16 protein-coding genes are annotated in these 16007 nt (G+C 74.5%); 9 read left to right on the top strand and 7 right to left on the bottom strand.

All coding sequences use genetic code 11. The features are described from left to right. Nucleotides 1-46: 46 nt before the first annotated feature. Nucleotides 47-730 carry a GntR family transcriptional regulator gene (locus PO879_RS01290; RefSeq protein WP_278236144.1) on the top strand — a complete coding sequence of 228 codons (684 nt, stop codon included), beginning with the start codon at nucleotides 47-49 and terminating at the stop codon, nucleotides 728-730. Continuing rightward, nucleotides 727-1746: a 1-aminocyclopropane-1-carboxylate deaminase gene (locus tag PO879_RS01295; protein ID WP_278236145.1), complete on the top strand. Its 1020-nt coding sequence runs from the start codon at nucleotides 727-729 to the stop codon at nucleotides 1744-1746. The genes PO879_RS01290 and PO879_RS01295 overlap by 4 nt, the downstream gene beginning before the upstream one ends. A 3-nt stretch (nucleotides 1747-1749) precedes the next feature. Here the strand turns inward: PO879_RS01295 and PO879_RS01300 are convergent, their stop codons facing one another. Genes PO879_RS01300 through arsB form a run of 6 tightly spaced genes read right to left on the bottom strand, consistent with a single transcriptional unit; the run spans nucleotide 1750 to nucleotide 8045 of the window. Beyond that, the gene (locus PO879_RS01300; protein ID WP_278236146.1) at nucleotides 1750-2472 is read right to left on the bottom strand and encodes a cation transporter; all 723 of its coding nucleotides are present in this window, start codon (nucleotides 2470-2472) and stop codon (nucleotides 1750-1752) included. A gap of 5 nt (nucleotides 2473-2477) precedes the next feature. Beyond that, nucleotides 2478-3806, bottom strand: coding sequence for an APC family permease (locus PO879_RS01305; protein ID WP_278236147.1), 1329 nt, complete (start codon nucleotides 3804-3806; stop codon nucleotides 2478-2480). Next, entirely contained in the window at nucleotides 3803-5500 is a 1698-nt protein-coding gene (locus PO879_RS01310) for an FAD-dependent oxidoreductase (protein WP_278236148.1), read from the bottom strand. The genes PO879_RS01305 and PO879_RS01310 overlap by 4 nt, the downstream gene beginning before the upstream one ends. After that, nucleotides 5497-5907: an arsenate reductase ArsC gene (locus PO879_RS01315; protein ID WP_278236149.1), complete on the bottom strand. Its 411-nt coding sequence runs from the start codon at nucleotides 5905-5907 to the stop codon at nucleotides 5497-5499. The genes PO879_RS01310 and PO879_RS01315 overlap by 4 nt, the downstream gene beginning before the upstream one ends. A 12-nt stretch (nucleotides 5908-5919) precedes the next feature. Then, nucleotides 5920-6963 (bottom strand): metalloregulator ArsR/SmtB family transcription factor, encoded by a 1044-nt coding sequence (locus PO879_RS01320; protein ID WP_278236150.1) that lies wholly within the window; start codon nucleotides 6961-6963, stop codon nucleotides 5920-5922. Further along, nucleotides 6960-8045: an ACR3 family arsenite efflux transporter gene (gene arsB / locus PO879_RS01325; protein ID WP_278236151.1), complete on the bottom strand. Its 1086-nt coding sequence runs from the start codon at nucleotides 8043-8045 to the stop codon at nucleotides 6960-6962. The genes PO879_RS01320 and arsB overlap by 4 nt, the downstream gene beginning before the upstream one ends. A 112-nt stretch (nucleotides 8046-8157) precedes the next feature. Between arsB and PO879_RS01330 the strand changes: the two genes are divergently transcribed. The 3 genes from PO879_RS01330 to PO879_RS01340 are packed head-to-tail and all read left to right on the top strand — an operon-like array spanning nucleotide 8158 to nucleotide 11569. Further along, nucleotides 8158-8853, top strand: coding sequence for a TetR family transcriptional regulator (locus tag PO879_RS01330; RefSeq protein WP_278236152.1), 696 nt, complete (start codon nucleotides 8158-8160; stop codon nucleotides 8851-8853). Next, nucleotides 8850-9908 carry an ABC transporter ATP-binding protein gene (locus tag PO879_RS01335; RefSeq protein WP_278236153.1) on the top strand — a complete coding sequence of 353 codons (1059 nt, stop codon included), beginning with the start codon at nucleotides 8850-8852 and terminating at the stop codon, nucleotides 9906-9908. Before PO879_RS01330 ends, PO879_RS01335 begins: the two co-directional genes overlap by 4 nt. Next, a complete protein-coding gene (locus PO879_RS01340) occupies nucleotides 9905-11569 on the top strand; it encodes a hypothetical protein (RefSeq protein WP_278236154.1) in 1665 nt (554 codons plus the stop codon). Before PO879_RS01335 ends, PO879_RS01340 begins: the two co-directional genes overlap by 4 nt. A gap of 55 nt (nucleotides 11570-11624) precedes the next feature. Here PO879_RS01340 and PO879_RS01345 read toward each other — a convergent pair whose 3' ends face one another. After that, nucleotides 11625-12413 carry an SDR family oxidoreductase gene (locus tag PO879_RS01345; protein ID WP_278236155.1) on the bottom strand — a complete coding sequence of 263 codons (789 nt, stop codon included), beginning with the start codon at nucleotides 12411-12413 and terminating at the stop codon, nucleotides 11625-11627. On the opposite strand from PO879_RS01345, the gene PO879_RS01350 reads away from it, so the two are divergent. The 4 genes from PO879_RS01350 to idi are packed head-to-tail and all read left to right on the top strand — an operon-like array spanning nucleotide 12412 to nucleotide 15876. Then, nucleotides 12412-13164, top strand: coding sequence for a TetR/AcrR family transcriptional regulator (locus PO879_RS01350; RefSeq protein WP_278236156.1), 753 nt, complete (start codon nucleotides 12412-12414; stop codon nucleotides 13162-13164). The genes PO879_RS01345 and PO879_RS01350 overlap by 2 nt on opposite strands. A 9-nt stretch (nucleotides 13165-13173) precedes the next feature. After that, nucleotides 13174-14625: an amino acid permease gene (locus PO879_RS01355; protein ID WP_278236157.1), complete on the top strand. Its 1452-nt coding sequence runs from the start codon at nucleotides 13174-13176 to the stop codon at nucleotides 14623-14625. Then, nucleotides 14618-15283, top strand: coding sequence for an MOSC domain-containing protein (locus tag PO879_RS01360; protein ID WP_278236158.1), 666 nt, complete (start codon nucleotides 14618-14620; stop codon nucleotides 15281-15283). Before PO879_RS01355 ends, PO879_RS01360 begins: the two co-directional genes overlap by 8 nt. Continuing rightward, a complete protein-coding gene (gene idi, locus PO879_RS01365; RefSeq protein WP_278236159.1) occupies nucleotides 15280-15876 on the top strand; it encodes an isopentenyl-diphosphate Delta-isomerase in 597 nt (198 codons plus the stop codon). The genes PO879_RS01360 and idi overlap by 4 nt, the downstream gene beginning before the upstream one ends. Nucleotides 15877-16007 lie beyond the last annotated feature (131 nt).

The raw sequence follows: 16007 nt of genomic DNA on the forward strand, positions 1-16007 counted from the left end.
CGGCAGAGGCTTGACGCGGACGCGTTCGTGGCATGCAATATATTGCATGCCGGTTCCCGCCGAGACGCTCCCGCACCGTCCGCTCCTGCGCGACGAGGTCTACGCGCGGCTGCGTGACGCCATCGTCGACGGCACGCTCGCGCCGGACGAGCAGCTGCGGGACGCCGAGCTCGCGGCCTGGCTCGGCGTGAGCCGCACACCGGTGCGCGAGGCGCTCCTCGAGCTCGCCCGGGCGGGGCTGGTGCGGGCCGTACCCGGCCGGTCGACCGTCGTCGCACCCCTGGACGAGACGAGCGTGCGGGACGCCCAGGCCGTCGTCGCGGCGATGCACCGGGTGGCCGTCGAGCAGGCCGTGCCCCGGATGACCGCCGACGACCTGGACCGCATGCGCGCCGCGAACGCGGCGTTCGCCGCGGCGCAGCGGAGCGGCGACCCGGACGCCGCGATGGTCGCCGACGAGGAGTTCCACGCCGTCGCGCTCGACGTCTGCGGCAACGCCGCCGTCCGGGACGTGATCGCCCGCTACGAACCCGTGCTGCACCGCGCCGAGCGGCTGCGGTTCGCCTCCCACGAGGGCCGCGACTCCGCGGCCCGCCACGACCGGCTCGTCGCCCTGTGCGCCGCGGGCGACACCGCCGGCGCCGCGGCCGTGGCGGAGCAGACCTGGCTCAGCCTCACCGTCCCCGGACGGCCGGAGACCGTACGACCCGACACCGAGGAGACACCGTGACGCTCGACGACTTCCCCCGCTACCCGCTCACCTTCGGCCCGAGCCCCCTGCAGCACCTGAAGCGGCTGTCCCAGCACCTCGGCGGCGCCCAGGTCTGGGCCAAGCGCGAGGACGTCAACAGCGGTCTCGCGTTCGGCGGCAACAAGGTCCGCAAGCTCGAGTACATCGTGCCGGACGTGCTCGCCTCGGGCGCCGACACCCTCGTGTCCATCGGCGGGTACCAGTCCAACCACACCCGCCAGGTCGCCGCCGTCGCCGCCCACCTGGGCCTGAAGGCCCGGCTGGTGCAGGAGAAGTGGGTCCCGTGGGACGACCCGACCAACGACAAGGTCGGCAACATCCTGCTGTCGCGCATGATGGGCGCCGACTCCCGGCTCGACGACGCCGGGTTCGACATCGGCATCCGCGACTCCTGGAAGTCCGCGCTGCGCGAGGTCGAGGAGGCCGGCGGCACCCCGTACCCGATCCCCGCCGGCGCCTCCGAGCACCGTCTCGGCGGTCTCGGCTTCGCGAACTGGGCGTTCGAGGTCGCTCAGCAGGAGAAGGAGCAGGGCGTCTTCTTCGACACGATCGTGGTGTGCACCGTGACCGGGTCCACCCACGCGGGCATGATCGCCGGGTTCGCCGCCCTCGAGGAGCTCACCGGCGTGCGCCGCCGCGTGCTCGGGATCGACGCCTCGGCCACCCTCGACAAGACCCGCGACCAGGTCGGCCGGATCGCCCGGCACACCGCCGAGCTCATCGAGCTGGGCCGGGACCTGCGGGACGACGAGATCCAGGTCCTCGACGGCTGGGCCGGCGACCTCTACGGCATCCCCGTGGAGTCCACCGAGAACGCCATGCGGCTCGGGGCCGAGCTGGAGGCGATGATCACCGACCCCGTCTACGAGGGGAAGTCCCTCGCCGGGCTGATCGACCTCGTCGGCAGCGGCGACGTCCCGCGGGACTCCACGGTCCTCTACGCCCACCTCGGCGGGCAGCCGGCGCTCAACGCCTACCACTCGCTCTGGTCGTAGCGGTCAGCGGTCCGCCGAGCAGCAGTCGTCGCCGCAGCCGCAGGTGCCGCCGTCGGGCCCCTCGGACATCTCGGCCCCGATCATCGCCGCGACGGGGGTGCAGCAGGCGTCCCCGCGCCACGCCTCGAGTCCTTCGCGCACCGCGACGGCGGCGATGACGAGCGCCGCGAGGGGGTCGGCCCAGGTCCAGCCGAGCGTCGAGTTGAGCACCAGCCCGACGAGCAGCACGGCGGACAGGTAGGTGCAGATCAGGGTCTGCTTGGAGTCGGAGACCGCCGAGGCGGAGCCGAGCTCCCGTCCGGTGCGGCGCTCGAACCAGGACAGCAGCGGCATGACGGCGAGGCTCACGGCGGCGAGCACGATGCCGACGGTGGAGTGGTCGGGCTCGGCGGCCCCGAGCAGGGTGCGCACGGCGTCGACGGTGACGAACGCGGCCAGGCCGAAGAACGAGAAGGCGATGACGCGCAGCGCCACCCGTTCGCGTCGGTGCGGGTCGGGAGCGGCGAACTGCCAGGCCACGGCGGCGGCGGAGAGCACCTCGACGACGGAGTCGAGCCCGAACCCGACCAGGGCCGCGGACGAGGCGAGACGGCCGGCCGTGAGGGCGACCACCGCCTCGACGACGTTGTAGGCGATCGTCGCCGTGACGATCCAGCGCACGCGGCGCTCGAGCACCGCCCGGCGCGCCGTCGTGAGCGAGCGAGGGCCGGAGCCGACGGAGGTCATGACCTCTACGCTAGCGGCCCGTGTCCGCGGCGCCCCCGGCGCCGGACCAGGCGCACCAGGATCCCGACGGCGAACACGCCGGCTCCGGTGAGCACCGCCGCCACGGGCAGCGTCACGACGAGCACGAGGCACGCCACCAGGCCGAACCCCTGCAGCAGGCGGGGGTACAGCCGGTGCTCGCCGGTCTGGGTCCACGCCGCGGCGTTCGCGACCGCGTAGTAGAGCAGCACGCCGACGCTCGAGAACCCGATGGCACCGCGCAGGTCGACCGTCAGCACGAGCACCACGACGACGGCGGCCAACGTGACCTCCGCACGGTGCGGGACCGCGAACCGCGGGTGCACGGCCGACAGCCATCCCGGCAGGTCGCCCCCGCGCGCCATCGCCAGCGAGGTGCGCCCGATCCCCGCCACCAGGGCGAGCAGCGCCCCGAGCGAGGCCGCGGCCGCGCCGACGCGCACGACGACCCCGCCCCAGGCCGAGTCCTCGACGGCCGCCGCGAGCGGCGCCGTCGTCCCCGCGATCCCCTCGAGGCCCAGCGAACCCAGCAGGGTCACGGCCACGACCGCGTACACGACGACGGCGCCGGCGAGCGCCAGCAGCACCGCCCGGGGGATCGTGCGACGCGGGTCGCGCACCTCCTCGCCCATCGTGGCGATGCGCGCGTACCCGGCGAAGGCGAAGAACAGCAGCCCGGCCGCCTGCAGCACGCCGTACGCCACGGCCCAGCCGCCGTCGGACGCCGCGCCGCCGTCGGACAGCGGCGTACCCGCCGGGCCGGACACCCCGGCCCACACCACCGCCGTCCACGTGGCCAGCACCAGCAGCACCACGGCGACGATCCACCGGGTCAGCCGGGCCGTACGGGTCACGCCCCGGTAGTTCACCGCCGCCAGCGCGACGACGGCGGCCGCCGCCACCGGGCGCTCCCACCCGGGCGGGGCCGCGTACGCGGCGAAGGTCAGCGCCATCGCCGCGCAGCTCGCCGTCTTGCCGACGACGAACCCCCAGCCGGCGAGGTAGCCCCACCACTCGCCGAGGCGCTCGCGGCCGTAGACGTAGGTGCCGCCGGCCACGGGGTACTGCGCGGCCAGCTGGGCGGAGCTGGTGGCGTTCGCGTAGGCCACCAGGGCCGCCAGCGCCAGCGCCCCGAGCAGGGCCCAGCCCGTCCCCGCCGGCAGCACGGCGCGGGCGGCCGGGGCGAAGGCGGCGAAGACGCCGGCGCCGATCATCGAGCCGAGGCCGATCGCGACGGCGTCCTTCGTGCCGAGGCGGCGGGCGAGCTGGGTCACCGGGTCGGGTCCTTCCGGGGTCGTGGGGGCGTGCGCGCTCATCCTGGCAGGCCGCGGCCCCGGACGTGGCGCTGGTAGGTGGTGTTGCCGCCGGACAGGTTCGCGACGTCGGCGAACCCGAGCCCGCGCAGCACGTTCTGGCCGGCGTTGCCGGTGACGCCCTTGTTGCAGTAGGTCACCGTCGGCAGGGCCGGGTCCAGCTCGCCGGCCCGGCCCCGCAGCTCGGCCAGCGGGAGGTGCACGGAGTCGTCCACCGCGGACCTTGCCCGGTCCTTGGCCGAGCGGACGTCGACGACCTGGATCGTCTCGCCCTGGTCGCGACGGCGGTCCAGGTCGGACGACGACACGAGCGCGGCCCGCCCCGTCACCGCGCCGTCGAGCGCCATGCCCGTGTAGTGCACCGGGTCCTTGGTGGTGGCGAACGTCGGGGCGTAGGCGAGGTCGAGGTGGAACAGGTCCTCGGCCCGCGCGCCGAAGGTGATGGCGGTGGCGAGCACGTCGACCCGCTTGTCCACACCCGACGGGCCGACGATCTGCGCACCGAGCAGGCGCCCGGTGCCGCGGTCGGCGACGGCCTTGATCAGCATCTCCTGCCCGCCGAGGTAGGCGGGCCGGTCCGGCTTGATGTTGTGCACGACGACGGGGTCGAACCCGGCCGCGCGGGCCCGGTCCTCGGTGAGCCCGGTCTGGGCCACGGCCAGGTCGAACACCCGCACGATCGAGGTGCCGAGGATGCCGCGGTGCTCCAGGTCCCCGCCGGTCAGCGCGTCCCCGGCGATGCGCCCCATCTTGTTGGCGGTCGACCCGAGCGGCACCCAGGTCGGCTCACCGGTGATCAGGTCGAAGCTCTCGGCGACGTCCCCGACGGCCCACACATGGTCCACCGACGTGCGGCCCACCCGGTCGACGGCGATCGCCCCGGTGTCCCCGACGCGCACGCCGGCGGCGCGGGCCAGGTCCAGGTTCGGCCGGACGCCCACCGCGACCACGACGAGGCCGGCCTCCACGAGGCGCTCGGCGCCGTCGCGCCCGACGACCCGCACGGCGCGTGCCGCGCCGTCGTCGGCCGGCTCGATCGCGGTGACCTCGGCGCCGGTCAGCAGCTCGACGCCGTGCTCGGCCAGCTCGTCGTCGACCCGGTCGGCGACGTCGGCGTCCAGCCGCGGCATGGAGTGCGCCGCCATCTCGACCACGGTCACGCCGAGGCCCCGCCCGACGAGCTGCTCGGCGGTCTCGAGCCCGATGTACCCGGCGCCGACGACGACGGCGCGCCGGACGCCGCGTGCCTCGATCCACGCACGGATCGAGCGGGCGTCCGACGGGGTGCGCAGCGTGAAGACGCCGTCGGCGTCCGTCCCGGGCAGCGGCGGCACGACGGGGGAGACGCCGGTGGCGAGCACGAGCTCGTCGTAGTCGTCGGTGGACGTGGTCCCGGTGGCCAGGTCGCGGACGGTGACGGTCCGCGCCGCGGCGTCGACGTCGGTGACCTCGTGACCGGTGCGCACGTCGATGCCGTAGCGCTTCGCGAACCACGCGGCGTCGCGCGGGGTGAGGTCGTCCATCGACTCGACCTCGCCGCCGAGGTAGTACGGCAGCCCGCAGCCGGAGTAGGAGATGTCGTCGTCGCGGTCGTAGACCACGATCTCGGCGTCCTCGGACCCCCGGCGGGCCTTGGCCGCCGCGGAGGTGCCGGCCGCGACCGAGCCGACGACGACGATCTTCGGTGCGGCGCTCATCCGGCGACCCGCACGTCGAGCGAGGCGAGCAGGGCGCGCACGCGCCGCTCGATCTCGTCCCGGATCGGTCGGACGGCCTCGATGCCCTGGCCGGCCGGGTCGTCGAGCTCCCAGTCCTCGTAGCGCTTGCCGGGGTAGATCGGGCAGGCGTCGCCGCAGCCCATGGTGATGACGACGTCGGAGGCCTGCACGGCGTCGTCGGTGAGCACCTTGGGCTGCTCGGCGCGGATGTCGACGCCCTGCTCGGCCATCGCCTCGACGGCGACGGGGTTGATCGAGTCCTTCGGGGCGGACCCGGCGGACCGGACCTCGACGCCGTCGCCGCCGAGGGCGCGCAGGAACCCGGCGGCCATCTGGGAGCGGCCGGCGTTGTGGACGCAGACGAACAGCACGGAGGGGGTGGGCATGTCGGGTTCCTCTCAGAGAATCTCGTCGAGCAGGCGGTGGACGCGGGCGTCGAGCTCGGCGCGGATGGCCCGGACGCCGGCCGGTGAGGCCAGCGCCGGGTCGCCCACGACCCAGTCCTCGTACCGCGTGCCGGGCAGCACGGGCACGGAGTCCCCGCAGCCCATGGTGACGACGACGTCGGCGGCGCGCACGGCGTCGTCCGTCAGCGGCTTGGGGTAGAACACGTCGTCGGGCGCGCCGAGCTCCTCGAGGACGGGGCGGACCACGTCGTGCACGTCGCCCGCGGGTGTGGAGCCCGCCGAGCGCACCACGACACGGTCGCCGCCGGTGCGCGCCAGGAGCGCGGCGGCGAGCTGGGAGCGGCCGGCGTTGCCGACGCAGACGAACAGCACCTGCGGTACGTGGCCGGCGCCGGGCTCCGGGGCCGCGCCGTCCACGACGTCACCGCCGCGGTTCTTGGCGGCGTCGGCCAGCCGCTGGCGGGCGAAGTGCTCCGTGAGGGCGACGAGGTGGACGGGGATGCCGCCGCGGCGGGCCAGCGCCGTGTAGGACTCCCGCACGACGCGCAGGGCCTCGCTCCGGGTGGTGTCCGGGACGCGCTCGGCCAGGGACTCGGCGAGCCGGGTGAGCTCGCGGTCGACGTCGGCCAGGCCGTGCAGCTCGGTCCACCGCCCGGCGCCCGGGTCGTCCGGGGTGGGGGTGGCCGGCCTGCCGGCGTCGGCGACGGCCGGCGCGAAGCGGTCCAGCAGCGTCGTGACCGCCGTGCGGTACACGGGGGAGACCCGGTAGAAGACCGAGGTGCCCCGCCGGTCGGCGTGCAGCACGCCGACGTCGCGCAGCACCTTGAGGTGGTGCGAGACGGTGGGCTGGGAGACCTCGGCCAGCACGGCGAGGTCGCCGACGTGCGCCTCCCCGCCCGGGGCGGTGGCGACGGCGGACAGCATCCGCAGGCGCAGGGGGTCGGCGAGCGCCTTGAGCACCCCGGCCAGGTCCTCGGCCACGTCCGCGCCGAGCGCTCGGCCGTCGGCGGGGACGGGTGACGGTGCGACGGTCATGAGCGGACCTCCTCGTCCGAGGGCAGGCCGCCGAACCACCGGCGTCCGACCCACAGGGTGACGTACACGAGGCCCACGAGCACGGGGACCTCGATGAGCGGCCCGACGACGCCGGCGAGCGCCTCGCCGGAGGTGACGCCGAAGGTCGCGACGGCGACGGCGATGGCGAGCTCGAAGTTGTTGCCCGCCGCGGTGAACGCGAGCGTGGCCGTGCGGGCGTAGCCCAGGCCGAGGGCCTTGCCCACGACGATGCCGAGCCCCCACATGACCGCGAAGTAGACGAGCAGCGGCAGGGCGATCCGGGCGACGTCGCCCGGGTTCTCGGAGACCTGCTCACCCTGCAGGGCGAACAGCAGCACGATGGTGAACAGCAGGCCGTACAGCGCCCAGGGGCCGATGCGCGGGACGAAGCGCTCCTCGTACCAGTCGCGGCCCCGGGTGCGTTCGCCGATCGCCCGGGAGGCGAAGCCGGCGGCGAGCGGGATGCCGAGGAAGACGAGCACGTTGAGGGCGATCTGCCCGACGGAGACGTCCAGCCCCGCGGTGTCGAGGCCGAGCCAGCCGGGCAGGACGGTCAGGTAGAAGTACCCGAGGACCGAGAACATCACGACCTGGAAGAGCGAGTTGATCGCCACCAGCACGGCGGCGGCCTCCCGGTCGCCGCAGGCGAGGTCGTTCCAGATGACGACCATGGCGATGCAGCGGGCCAGGCCGACGATGATCAGACCGGTGCGGTACTCGGGCAGGTCGGGCAGGAACGCCCAGGCGAGGGCGAACATCAGGGCCGGCCCGACGAGCCAGTTGAGCACGAGCGAGCTGACGAGGAGCCGCTTGTCGCCGGTGACGGCCGCGACCCGGTCGTAGCGGACCTTGGCGAGCACCGGGTACATCATCACCAGCAGCCCGAGCGCGATCGGCACCGAGATGCCGCCGACCTCCATCGCCTCGAGGGCGTCGCCGAGTACGGGGACGAACCGTCCGAGCAGCAGGCCGGCGACCATCGCCAGGCCGATCCACAGCGGCAGCCAGCGGTCGAGGGTGGACAGGCGGGCGCGGACGGGCGCCTCGGCGGTGGTGGTCAACGGGCTCTCCCTCGTCGCTGATTCGATTGATGTCAATATAGACGATCTTCTATCCAGCGGTCCACCGGATGCCTCTTGCCGGGAGGCTGAACACGTGTTTAGTCTGGTGAGCATGAGTTCGACGGACGGTGCGTCCACCCCGACCCGCGACCGCATCCGCGACGCCGCGGTGCTGCGGTTCGCGCGGTCCGGCTTCGGGACCTCCGTCCGGACCATCGCCGCCGACGCGGGCGTCAGCCCGGCCCTGGTGATCCACCACTTCGGGTCCAAGGACGCCCTGCACCGCGAGTGCGACGAGCACGTGCTCGCCGGGATCGTGGAGTCGAAGCGGCAGAACATGGGCCGCGCCACCGACGGTCAGCTGCTGCAGGTGCTCGCCGAGTCCGACGAGCACGCCCCGCTGCTCGGCTACGTGATGCGGTCCCTGCAGGCCGGCGGCGACGTCGCCCGGGCGTTCGTGCAGCACATGGTCGACGACGCCCGCGTCTACACGCGCGAGGCCGTCGCGGACGGGATCGCCAGGCCGAGCGTCGACGAGGACGCCCGCGCCCGCTACCTGGTGCTGTCCTCGCTCGGCACGCTGTCCCTGGCCCTGACGCTCCACCCGCCCGAGGACGCCGAGGACCTCGGTGCCACGTTGCGGACGTTCATGGCCGAGCACTACCTGCCGATGATCGAGATGTTCGCCCAGGGGTTCCTCACCAGCCGCCGCATGCTCGACGACTACCTGCTCTACCTCTCCGACCCGCCGGCGGACGGCGAGCCCGACGACGCACCCGCTACCGAGACCCCGAGCGAGGAACCATGACCAGCACCGCACCGACCGGTACCCGGAGCGCCGACGCGCCCCCGATCGAGATCCACGACCTGCACAAGCACTTCGGCCCCACGCGCGCCCTGGACGGCCTCGACCTGACCGTCGCCGAGGGCGAGGTCGCCGGCTTCCTCGGCCCCAACGGCTCCGGGAAGTCCACCACCATCCGGGTGCTGCTCGGGCTGCTGCGCGCCACCTCCGGCGAGGCCCGGCTGTTCGGCGCCGACCCGTGGCGCGACGCGGTCGACCTGCACCGCCGGCTCGCCTACGTCCCCGGGGACGTGACGCTGTGGCCCCACCTCACCGGGGGCGAGGCCATCGACTTCCTCTCCCGCCTGCGCGGTAAGCCCGACCCGCGCCGGAAGAAGGACCTGCTGGAGGCGTTCGAGCTCGACCCGACGAAGAAGGCCCGCACCTACTCCAAGGGCAACCGGCAGAAGGTCGCGCTCGTGGCCGCCTTCGCCACCGAGGTGCCGCTGCTCATCCTCGACGAGCCCACCGCCGGACTGGACCCCCTGATGGAGGCCGTCTTCACCGAGCACGTGCGCCACGCCGCCGCGCAGGGCACCTCCGTGCTGCTGAGCAGCCACATCCTGTCCGAGGTCGAGAAGGTCTGCGACACCGTGACGATCATCCGGGCCGGCCGCGCCGTCGAGTCCGGCACCCTCGACGAGCTCCGGCACCTGACGCGGTCGAGCGTCACCGCCGTCGTCGAGGGCGACCCGGCGGCGGTGGCCCGGATCGACGGCGTCCACGACGCCGTCACCGCCGGCGACCCCGAGGGCACCCGGCTCACCTTCGACGTCGACAACACCGCGATGGGAGCGGTGCTCACGACGCTGTCGGGCCTCGGGGTGCGCTCGTTCACCGCCGCCCCGCCCTCGCTGGAGGAGCTGTTCCTGCGCCACTACGGTGACGACGTGTCCGACGTCGGCGCGTCCGGCGACGGCGACGCCGCGGACGGGGCAGGCTCCCGGTCCGGTACGGGCTCGGGCCGCGGCGCGGGTCGGCACGCCGCGGCCACGACGAGCGAGGCGGGTGCGCGATGAGCACCGCCGTCGCCCCGCCCGCCGTCCGGTCCGCCGAGCAGGCCCGGGGGGCCACCCTGACCGGCACCGGGTCCCTCGTCCGCTTCATGCTGCGTCAGGACCGGGTGCGCCTGACCGTGTGGGCCGTCTCGGTCGTGTTCTTCTACACCTACTTCACGTTCGCGCTGAACCTGTTCTTCGACGACACCGCCGCGATGCAGGGACGCGCGGCCCTCATGGAGACACCCGTCGGGATCGTCATGGGCGGGCCGGGCTACGGTCTCGACGACTACTCGACCGGCGTGGCGATGTCGAACGAGGGCATCACCTGGATGGTCCTGGCGCTCGCGATCCTGTCGATCCTGCACGTCGTGCGCCACACCCGCGCCGAGGAGGAGTCGAACCGCTCGGAGCTCGTCCGGGCCGCCGTCGTCGGACGCCACGCGCCGGCCGTGGCGGCCGTCGTCACGCTCGTGCTCGCGCAGGCCGTCATCGCCGTGCTGTCCGCCGGGGCTCTCGTCGCGGTCGGCGACCTGGCCGTGGCCGACTCGTTCGCGCTCACGGTCGGGTCCGGGCTCAGCGCGATGGTGTTCGGAGCGGTCGCTCTCGTCGTGTGCCAGGTGGTCGGCCACGCCCGCACCGCGACCGGCGCGAGCCTGGCGGTGTTCGCCGTCGCCTTCGTCGTCCGGGCCGTGGGGGACATCCGCGAGCTCGGCGGGTCGACGCTGTCCTGGTTCTCGCCGATCGCGTGGGCCCAGCAGATGCGCGCCTTCGTCGACCTGCGCTGGTGGCCGATCGCCCTGAGCGTCCTCGCGATCGCCGTCCTGCTGGTCGTCGCCGCCCTCCTCGCCTCGCGGCGCGACTTCGGCGGGAGCCTCGTCGAGACCCGTGCCGGTCGGGCGGACGCCGGGCCCGCGCTGCGCGGCCCGCTCGCCATGGCGTGGCTGCAGCAACGCTGGGCGCTGCTGTGGAGCTGCCTGGGCCTCGGGCTGATGTGGTTCGCCTCGGGCACGATGCTCCCGGGCATCGGCGACATGATCGGCGACATGGTCGTCGACAACCCGATGCTCGCCCAGCTCTTCGGGGCCGACCCGTCCCAGCTCGCCGTCGGGTTCCTCAGCGTGCTGGTGCTGTACGGCGCGGTCTGCTGCGCGGCCTACGCCGTCGTCATGGCGCAGCGGCCCAAGGCCGAGGAGTCCTCGGGGCGCGCGGAGGTCGTCTTCTCCCACCCGGTCTCCCGGCACCGCTGGCTCGGTGCCCAGGCCGCGGTCGCAGGGGTGGGCACGGCGGTGCTGCTCGCCGTCAGCGTCTACGCGCTGTGGGGCGGCGCCGTGATCGCCGGCTGGGGCGATCAGACCTTCACCGACTACTCCGTCGTGGTGTGGACCTACCTGCCGGCGCTCGCCGTCTTCCTCGGGCTGGTCCTGGCGCTGTACGGCTGGGCACCGCGCCTGACCGGCATCGGGTGGGCCCTGGTGGCCTACACCTTCGTCGTCGGGATGTTCGGCCAGGTCTTCGATCTGCCGGACTGGGTCTACCGCGTCTCGCCGTTCGACTGGGTGCCCGAGGTGTTCTCCGGCGAGCCGTACGCCGGTGACGTCGCGGTCCTGTGGGCGGTCGCCGTCGGGCTCGGGGTCCTCGGGTTCGTCGGGTTCCGCCGCCGCGACCTCGCCACGGGGTAGCGGCTCGGCCGGACCGGCCGGCTCGGCCGGCTCGGCCGGACCGCACCGGCCGGCCTCAGCCGGCCGTGAGGCGCGCTGCCGCCGCCAGCACCAGCCGGCGCGGCAGCGCGCCCACCACGGCGCCGGCCAGGGCGTTGGCGCGGCCGGACACGACCGTGGCCGGCGGCCGACGGCGGTCCAGCGCGCGGAAGAGCGTGTCGGCGACCTGCTCGGGGGTCTGGAAGCGCCCGACGGCGGCGTCCTCGGTCCCGACGACGTCGAAGAACTCCGTGCGCGTCGCGCCCGGGCAGAGCGTGATCGCGTGCACGCCGGTCCCGCGCAGCTCGACCGACAGCGCCTCGGTGAAGCTGAGGACGTAGGCCTTGGTCGCGCCGTAGACGGCCATGCGCGGGACGGGCTGGAACGCTGCCGTGCTGGCCACGTTGACCACGGCCCCGGAGCCGTGGGCGACCAGGTCGGGCAGCAGCGCGCGGGTCAGGTCGGTCAGGGCCGCCACGTTGAGGGCGACCTCGTCCTCGATGCGCTCGGGGTCCTCCTCCAGGAGGGCTCCGTGTGTGCCGAACCCCGCGTTGTTCACGAGGGTGCCGACCGGCTTCGTGGCCGCCCGGGCGGCCTTGACGACCGCGGTGACGCCGTCGGACGTGCGCAGGTCGGCCGGGACGACGTCGGCCTCGACGCCGTGCTCGGCGCGCAGCCGGGCCGCGAGCTCCTCGAGGCGGTCGGTCCGGCGGGCCACGAGCACGAGGTCGGCGCCCCGGGCGGCGAGGCGGGCCGCGACGACGGCGCCGATGCCGGAGCTGGCGCCGGTCACCACGGCGGACGAGCCGTGCAGGTCGAGGGTCATGGCGTTCTCCTGGGTCGAGGTGCCGGGGATCCTCAATGTAGGCAGTGCCTACCGATGTTGTCAACGCCTACATCGGCGCTATCCTGAGGGCGTGACCGGCACCTACCACCACGGCAACCTGCGCGCCGCCCTGCTCGACCGCGCGGAGGAGGTGCTGGCCGAGGACGGCGTCGACGGGCTCTCGCTGCGCGGCCTGGCCCGCGACCTCGGCGTCAGCCACGGCGCCCCGGCCCGGCACTTCCGCGACCGGCAGGCGCTCCTGGACGCCCTGGCGCTGCGCGGGTTCGAGCGGCTCGACGCGGCGCTGGCCGCCACCGGCGGCACGTGGCAGGAGCGGCTGCGCGGGCTGGCGCGCACCTACGTCGACTTCGCCGCCGCGCACCCCGCCCTGCTCGCCGTGATGTACGACGTCAAGCACGACCCCGACGCCACCGCGGCGCTCCGGGCCGAGGCCGGCCGCGGCCAGGAGCTGCTGCGCGACACGCTGCGCGCCGGTCAGCGGGTCGGCGAGGTGGTCGAGGGCGACGCCGACGAGCTCGGGGTCGTGCTCTTCGCCGCCGTGCACGGGGTCGTCCAGCTCGCCGCCGGCGACCTCCTCGGCGGAGCCGACGTCGACGACGTGCTCGTGGCCACGGTCGCGGTGTGCCTGCGCGGGATCGCGCCGTCTGCGGGGTCCGTCCTGCTCGCCGGGTCCGCGCCGGCGGCCGGGGCAGTCCCGCCCGTCGGGGCGCCGTCGTCGGACGCGGGCTAGCGTGACCCGGTGACCACGACACCCGGCGACGGCCCCGACGAGGCCGTCGCGCCGCTGCACGAGCCGCTGGCGCACGGGCTGCGTCCCCGGCACCTGACGATGATGGGTCTCGGCTCCGCGATCGGCGCCGGCCTGTTCCTGGGGTCCGGCGAGGCGATCGCGACCGCGGGCCCGGCGGTGCTGATCAGCTACGCCGTCGCCGGCGCGATCGTCGTGGCCGTCATGCGCATGCTCGCCGAGATGGCCTCGGCCCTGCCCGCCTCCGGGTCGTTCTCCGTGTACGCCGAGGTGGCGCTCGGCCGGTGGGCCGGGTTCCTGCTCGGGTGGCTCTACTGGTTCATGCTCATCATGGTCCTCGGCGTGGAGGTCACCGGCGTCGCCGAGATCGTCACCGCCTGGTGGCCGGCCGTCCCGCAGTGGGTGGTCGCGGGCGTCGTCGTCGCCGTCTTCGGCGGCATCAACCTGGTCGGGGTGCGGCAGTTCGGCGAGGCCGAGTTCTGGTTCGCCCTGGTCAAGGTCGCCGCCATCGTGGCCTTCCTCGCCGTCGGCCTGCTCGTCGTCCTCGGGGTGGTCCCCGTGGCGGGCAGCGTGCTCGGCGACTGGGCGGCGCACGGCGGATTCGCACCCGCCGGGGTCCCGGGGATCGCCGCCGGGCTGCTCGCCGTCGCCTTCGCGTTCGGCGGGATCGAGATCGTGGCGATCGCCGCGGCCGAGGCCCGCGACCCGCGTGACGCCGTCGCCCGCGCCACCCGCACGATCCTGTGGCGCATCCTGGTCTTCTACCTCGGGTCCGTCGCGATCATCGTGGCGCTGGTGCCCTGGGACGACGCCGACGCCCTGACCTCGCCCTTCGTGGCGGTCCTGGAGCTCGCCGGGTTCGACGGCGCCGCGCGGCTCATGGAGGTCGTCGTGGTCCTGGCGCTGCTCAGCGCCTTCAACGCCCAGATCTACGGGACCTCGCGGATGCTGTTCTCCCTCGCCGAGCGCCGCGACGCGCCGGCCGCCGCGACGAAGGTGTCGGCGCGCGAGGTGCCGTGGGTGGCGGTGCTGGTGTCGGTGTTCTTCGGCGTCGTGGCGGTCCTGCTCAACTGGCTGCTGCCGGAGGTGCTGCTGTCCGTCCTGCTCAACGCCGTCGGCTCCGCCCTGTTCGTGGTCTGGCTGCTCATCACCGTCTCCCAGCTGCGGCTGCGGCCGCGCCTGGAGGCCGAGGCGCGGCGCACCGGGGTGCCGCTGCGCCTGCGGATGTGGGGGTTCCCGTGGCTGACCTGGCTCACCCTGGCGTCGCTCGTCGGCCTGGCCGCCCTCATGCTGTCCGACGACGCGGCGCGCGCCCAGCTCGTCGCCACCGCCGGGCTCGTGGCCGTCGTCCTGGCGGCGTACGGACTGCTCGCCCGGCGCCGACGGGGTCGTCCGGGTACCCCGACGCCGCCGGAAGAGTGGGAGCATGACGTCCATGGCTGACCTCCTCGCCGTGTGCCGCGTGCACGAGCTGCACCCCGACCCCGGCACCGTGGGCGTGACGGCGATCGACAAGCGACCGGTCGACGGGCGCGTGCGTGCCGGACGGTTCGGCCTGTACGCGGACGTGCAGGCGGACCGGGCGAACCACGGCGGCGCGGACCAGGCGGTGTACGCCTATGCCGAGGAGGACGCCCGCTACTGGGCCGAGGCGCTGGGCCGCGAGGTGACCCCGGGGCTGTTCGGGGAGAACCTGCGCACCCGCGGCCTCGACGTCTCCGGCGCCCTGATCGGCGAGCGGTGGCGGGTCGGCACGGCGGTGCTCGAGGTGACGCAGCCGCGCACCCCCTGCGCCACGTTCGCGCGGCGGCTCGGGTCGCCCGAGCGGTGGGTGCGGCGCTTCACCGAGGCCAACCGCACCGGCGCCTACCTGCGGGTGGTGGAGGCCGGCGAGCTCGGCGCGGGCGACGCGGTGGAAGTGGTGCGGCGGCCGTCGCACGGTGTCTCCGTCGCCGGCTGGTTCGGCGCCTGGAACGCCGGCCCCTCGGGATTCGCCGAGACGGCCCGCCTGGCGACCGCGCTGCGACGCTCCGCGGACGACGACGAGCTGCGACTGAGCGAGGACATGGACACCCGGACGACGAAGGCGATGAACCGATGAGCGCCACGCAGGCCCCCACCACGGCCGACCACGTCGTCCTCTGCGACGACGCCGGCCACCGGACCGGCACGTTCCCGCGGGCCGAGGTCCACACCACGGACACGCCGCTGCACCTGGCGTTCTCCTGCTACCTGCTCGACGCCGCGGACAACCTGCTGATCACCCGCCGGGCACTCGTCAAGCGCACGTGGCCCGGGGTGTGGACGAACTCGTTCTGCGGCCACCTGCGGTGGACCGAGGAGATCGAGGACTCGATCGCGCGGCACGCGGAGCACGAGCTGGGCGGGGCCGTCGCCGACCCCGCCGTGGTGCTGCCCGACTTCCGCTACCGCGCCGTGGACGCCTCGGGCGTCGTGGAGAACGAGATCTGCCCGGTGTACGTCGCGCGCGTCGACGGCGGGCTGACGCCGAACCCGGACGAGGTCTCCGAGCACGTGTGGGCGCCGGCGGCGCAGGTGCGGTCCGCCGTGACCGCGGCGCCGTGGGCGTTCAGCCCGTGGATCGGGTGGCAGCTCCAGGCGCTCGCGGCGGTCCCGGTCGCGGAGCGGACCCCCGGTGCGCAGGTGCTGGCCGGGGCGCTCGGGCTCGACTGAGCGGGGCGCTCGGGCTCGGCTGAGCGGGAGCTCTCCACAGGCTCCGCCGCACCTCTTGCGGCCCGCGCGGCCCGCCAGTAGTGTCGAACACATGTTCGAGAACGACGCTTCCCACCCGGCGCGGCACGCCG

It is taken from the genome of Isoptericola sp. AK164 (genome assembly GCF_029643425.1).
Taxonomy (GTDB): Bacteria; Actinomycetota; Actinomycetes; order Actinomycetales; family Cellulomonadaceae; genus Isoptericola; species Isoptericola haloaureus.

Coding starts and splice junctions, on each gene's coding strand:
- PO879_RS01290 (WP_278236144.1), top strand. CDS start 47: ATGCCGGTTCCCGCCGAGACGCTCCCGCACCGTCCGCTCCTGCGCGAC.
- PO879_RS01300 (WP_278236146.1), bottom strand. CDS start 2,472: ATGACCTCCGTCGGCTCCGGCCCTCGCTCGCTCACGACGGCGCGCCGG.
- PO879_RS01305 (WP_278236147.1), bottom strand. CDS start 3,806: ATGAGCGCGCACGCCCCCACGACCCCGGAAGGACCCGACCCGGTGACC.
- PO879_RS01310 (WP_278236148.1), bottom strand. CDS start 5,500: ATGAGCGCCGCACCGAAGATCGTCGTCGTCGGCTCGGTCGCGGCCGGC.
- PO879_RS01315 (WP_278236149.1), bottom strand. CDS start 5,907: ATGCCCACCCCCTCCGTGCTGTTCGTCTGCGTCCACAACGCCGGCCGC.
- PO879_RS01320 (WP_278236150.1), bottom strand. CDS start 6,963: ATGACCGTCGCACCGTCACCCGTCCCCGCCGACGGCCGAGCGCTCGGC.
- PO879_RS01330 (WP_278236152.1), top strand. CDS start 8,158: ATGAGTTCGACGGACGGTGCGTCCACCCCGACCCGCGACCGCATCCGC.
- PO879_RS01335 (WP_278236153.1), top strand. CDS start 8,850: ATGACCAGCACCGCACCGACCGGTACCCGGAGCGCCGACGCGCCCCCG.
- PO879_RS01340 (WP_278236154.1), top strand. CDS start 9,905: ATGAGCACCGCCGTCGCCCCGCCCGCCGTCCGGTCCGCCGAGCAGGCC.
- PO879_RS01350 (WP_278236156.1), top strand. CDS start 12,412: ATGGCGTTCTCCTGGGTCGAGGTGCCGGGGATCCTCAATGTAGGCAGT.
- PO879_RS01345 (WP_278236155.1), bottom strand. CDS start 12,413: ATGACCCTCGACCTGCACGGCTCGTCCGCCGTGGTGACCGGCGCCAGC.
- PO879_RS01360 (WP_278236158.1), top strand. CDS start 14,618: ATGGCTGACCTCCTCGCCGTGTGCCGCGTGCACGAGCTGCACCCCGAC.
- idi (WP_278236159.1), top strand. CDS start 15,280: ATGAGCGCCACGCAGGCCCCCACCACGGCCGACCACGTCGTCCTCTGC.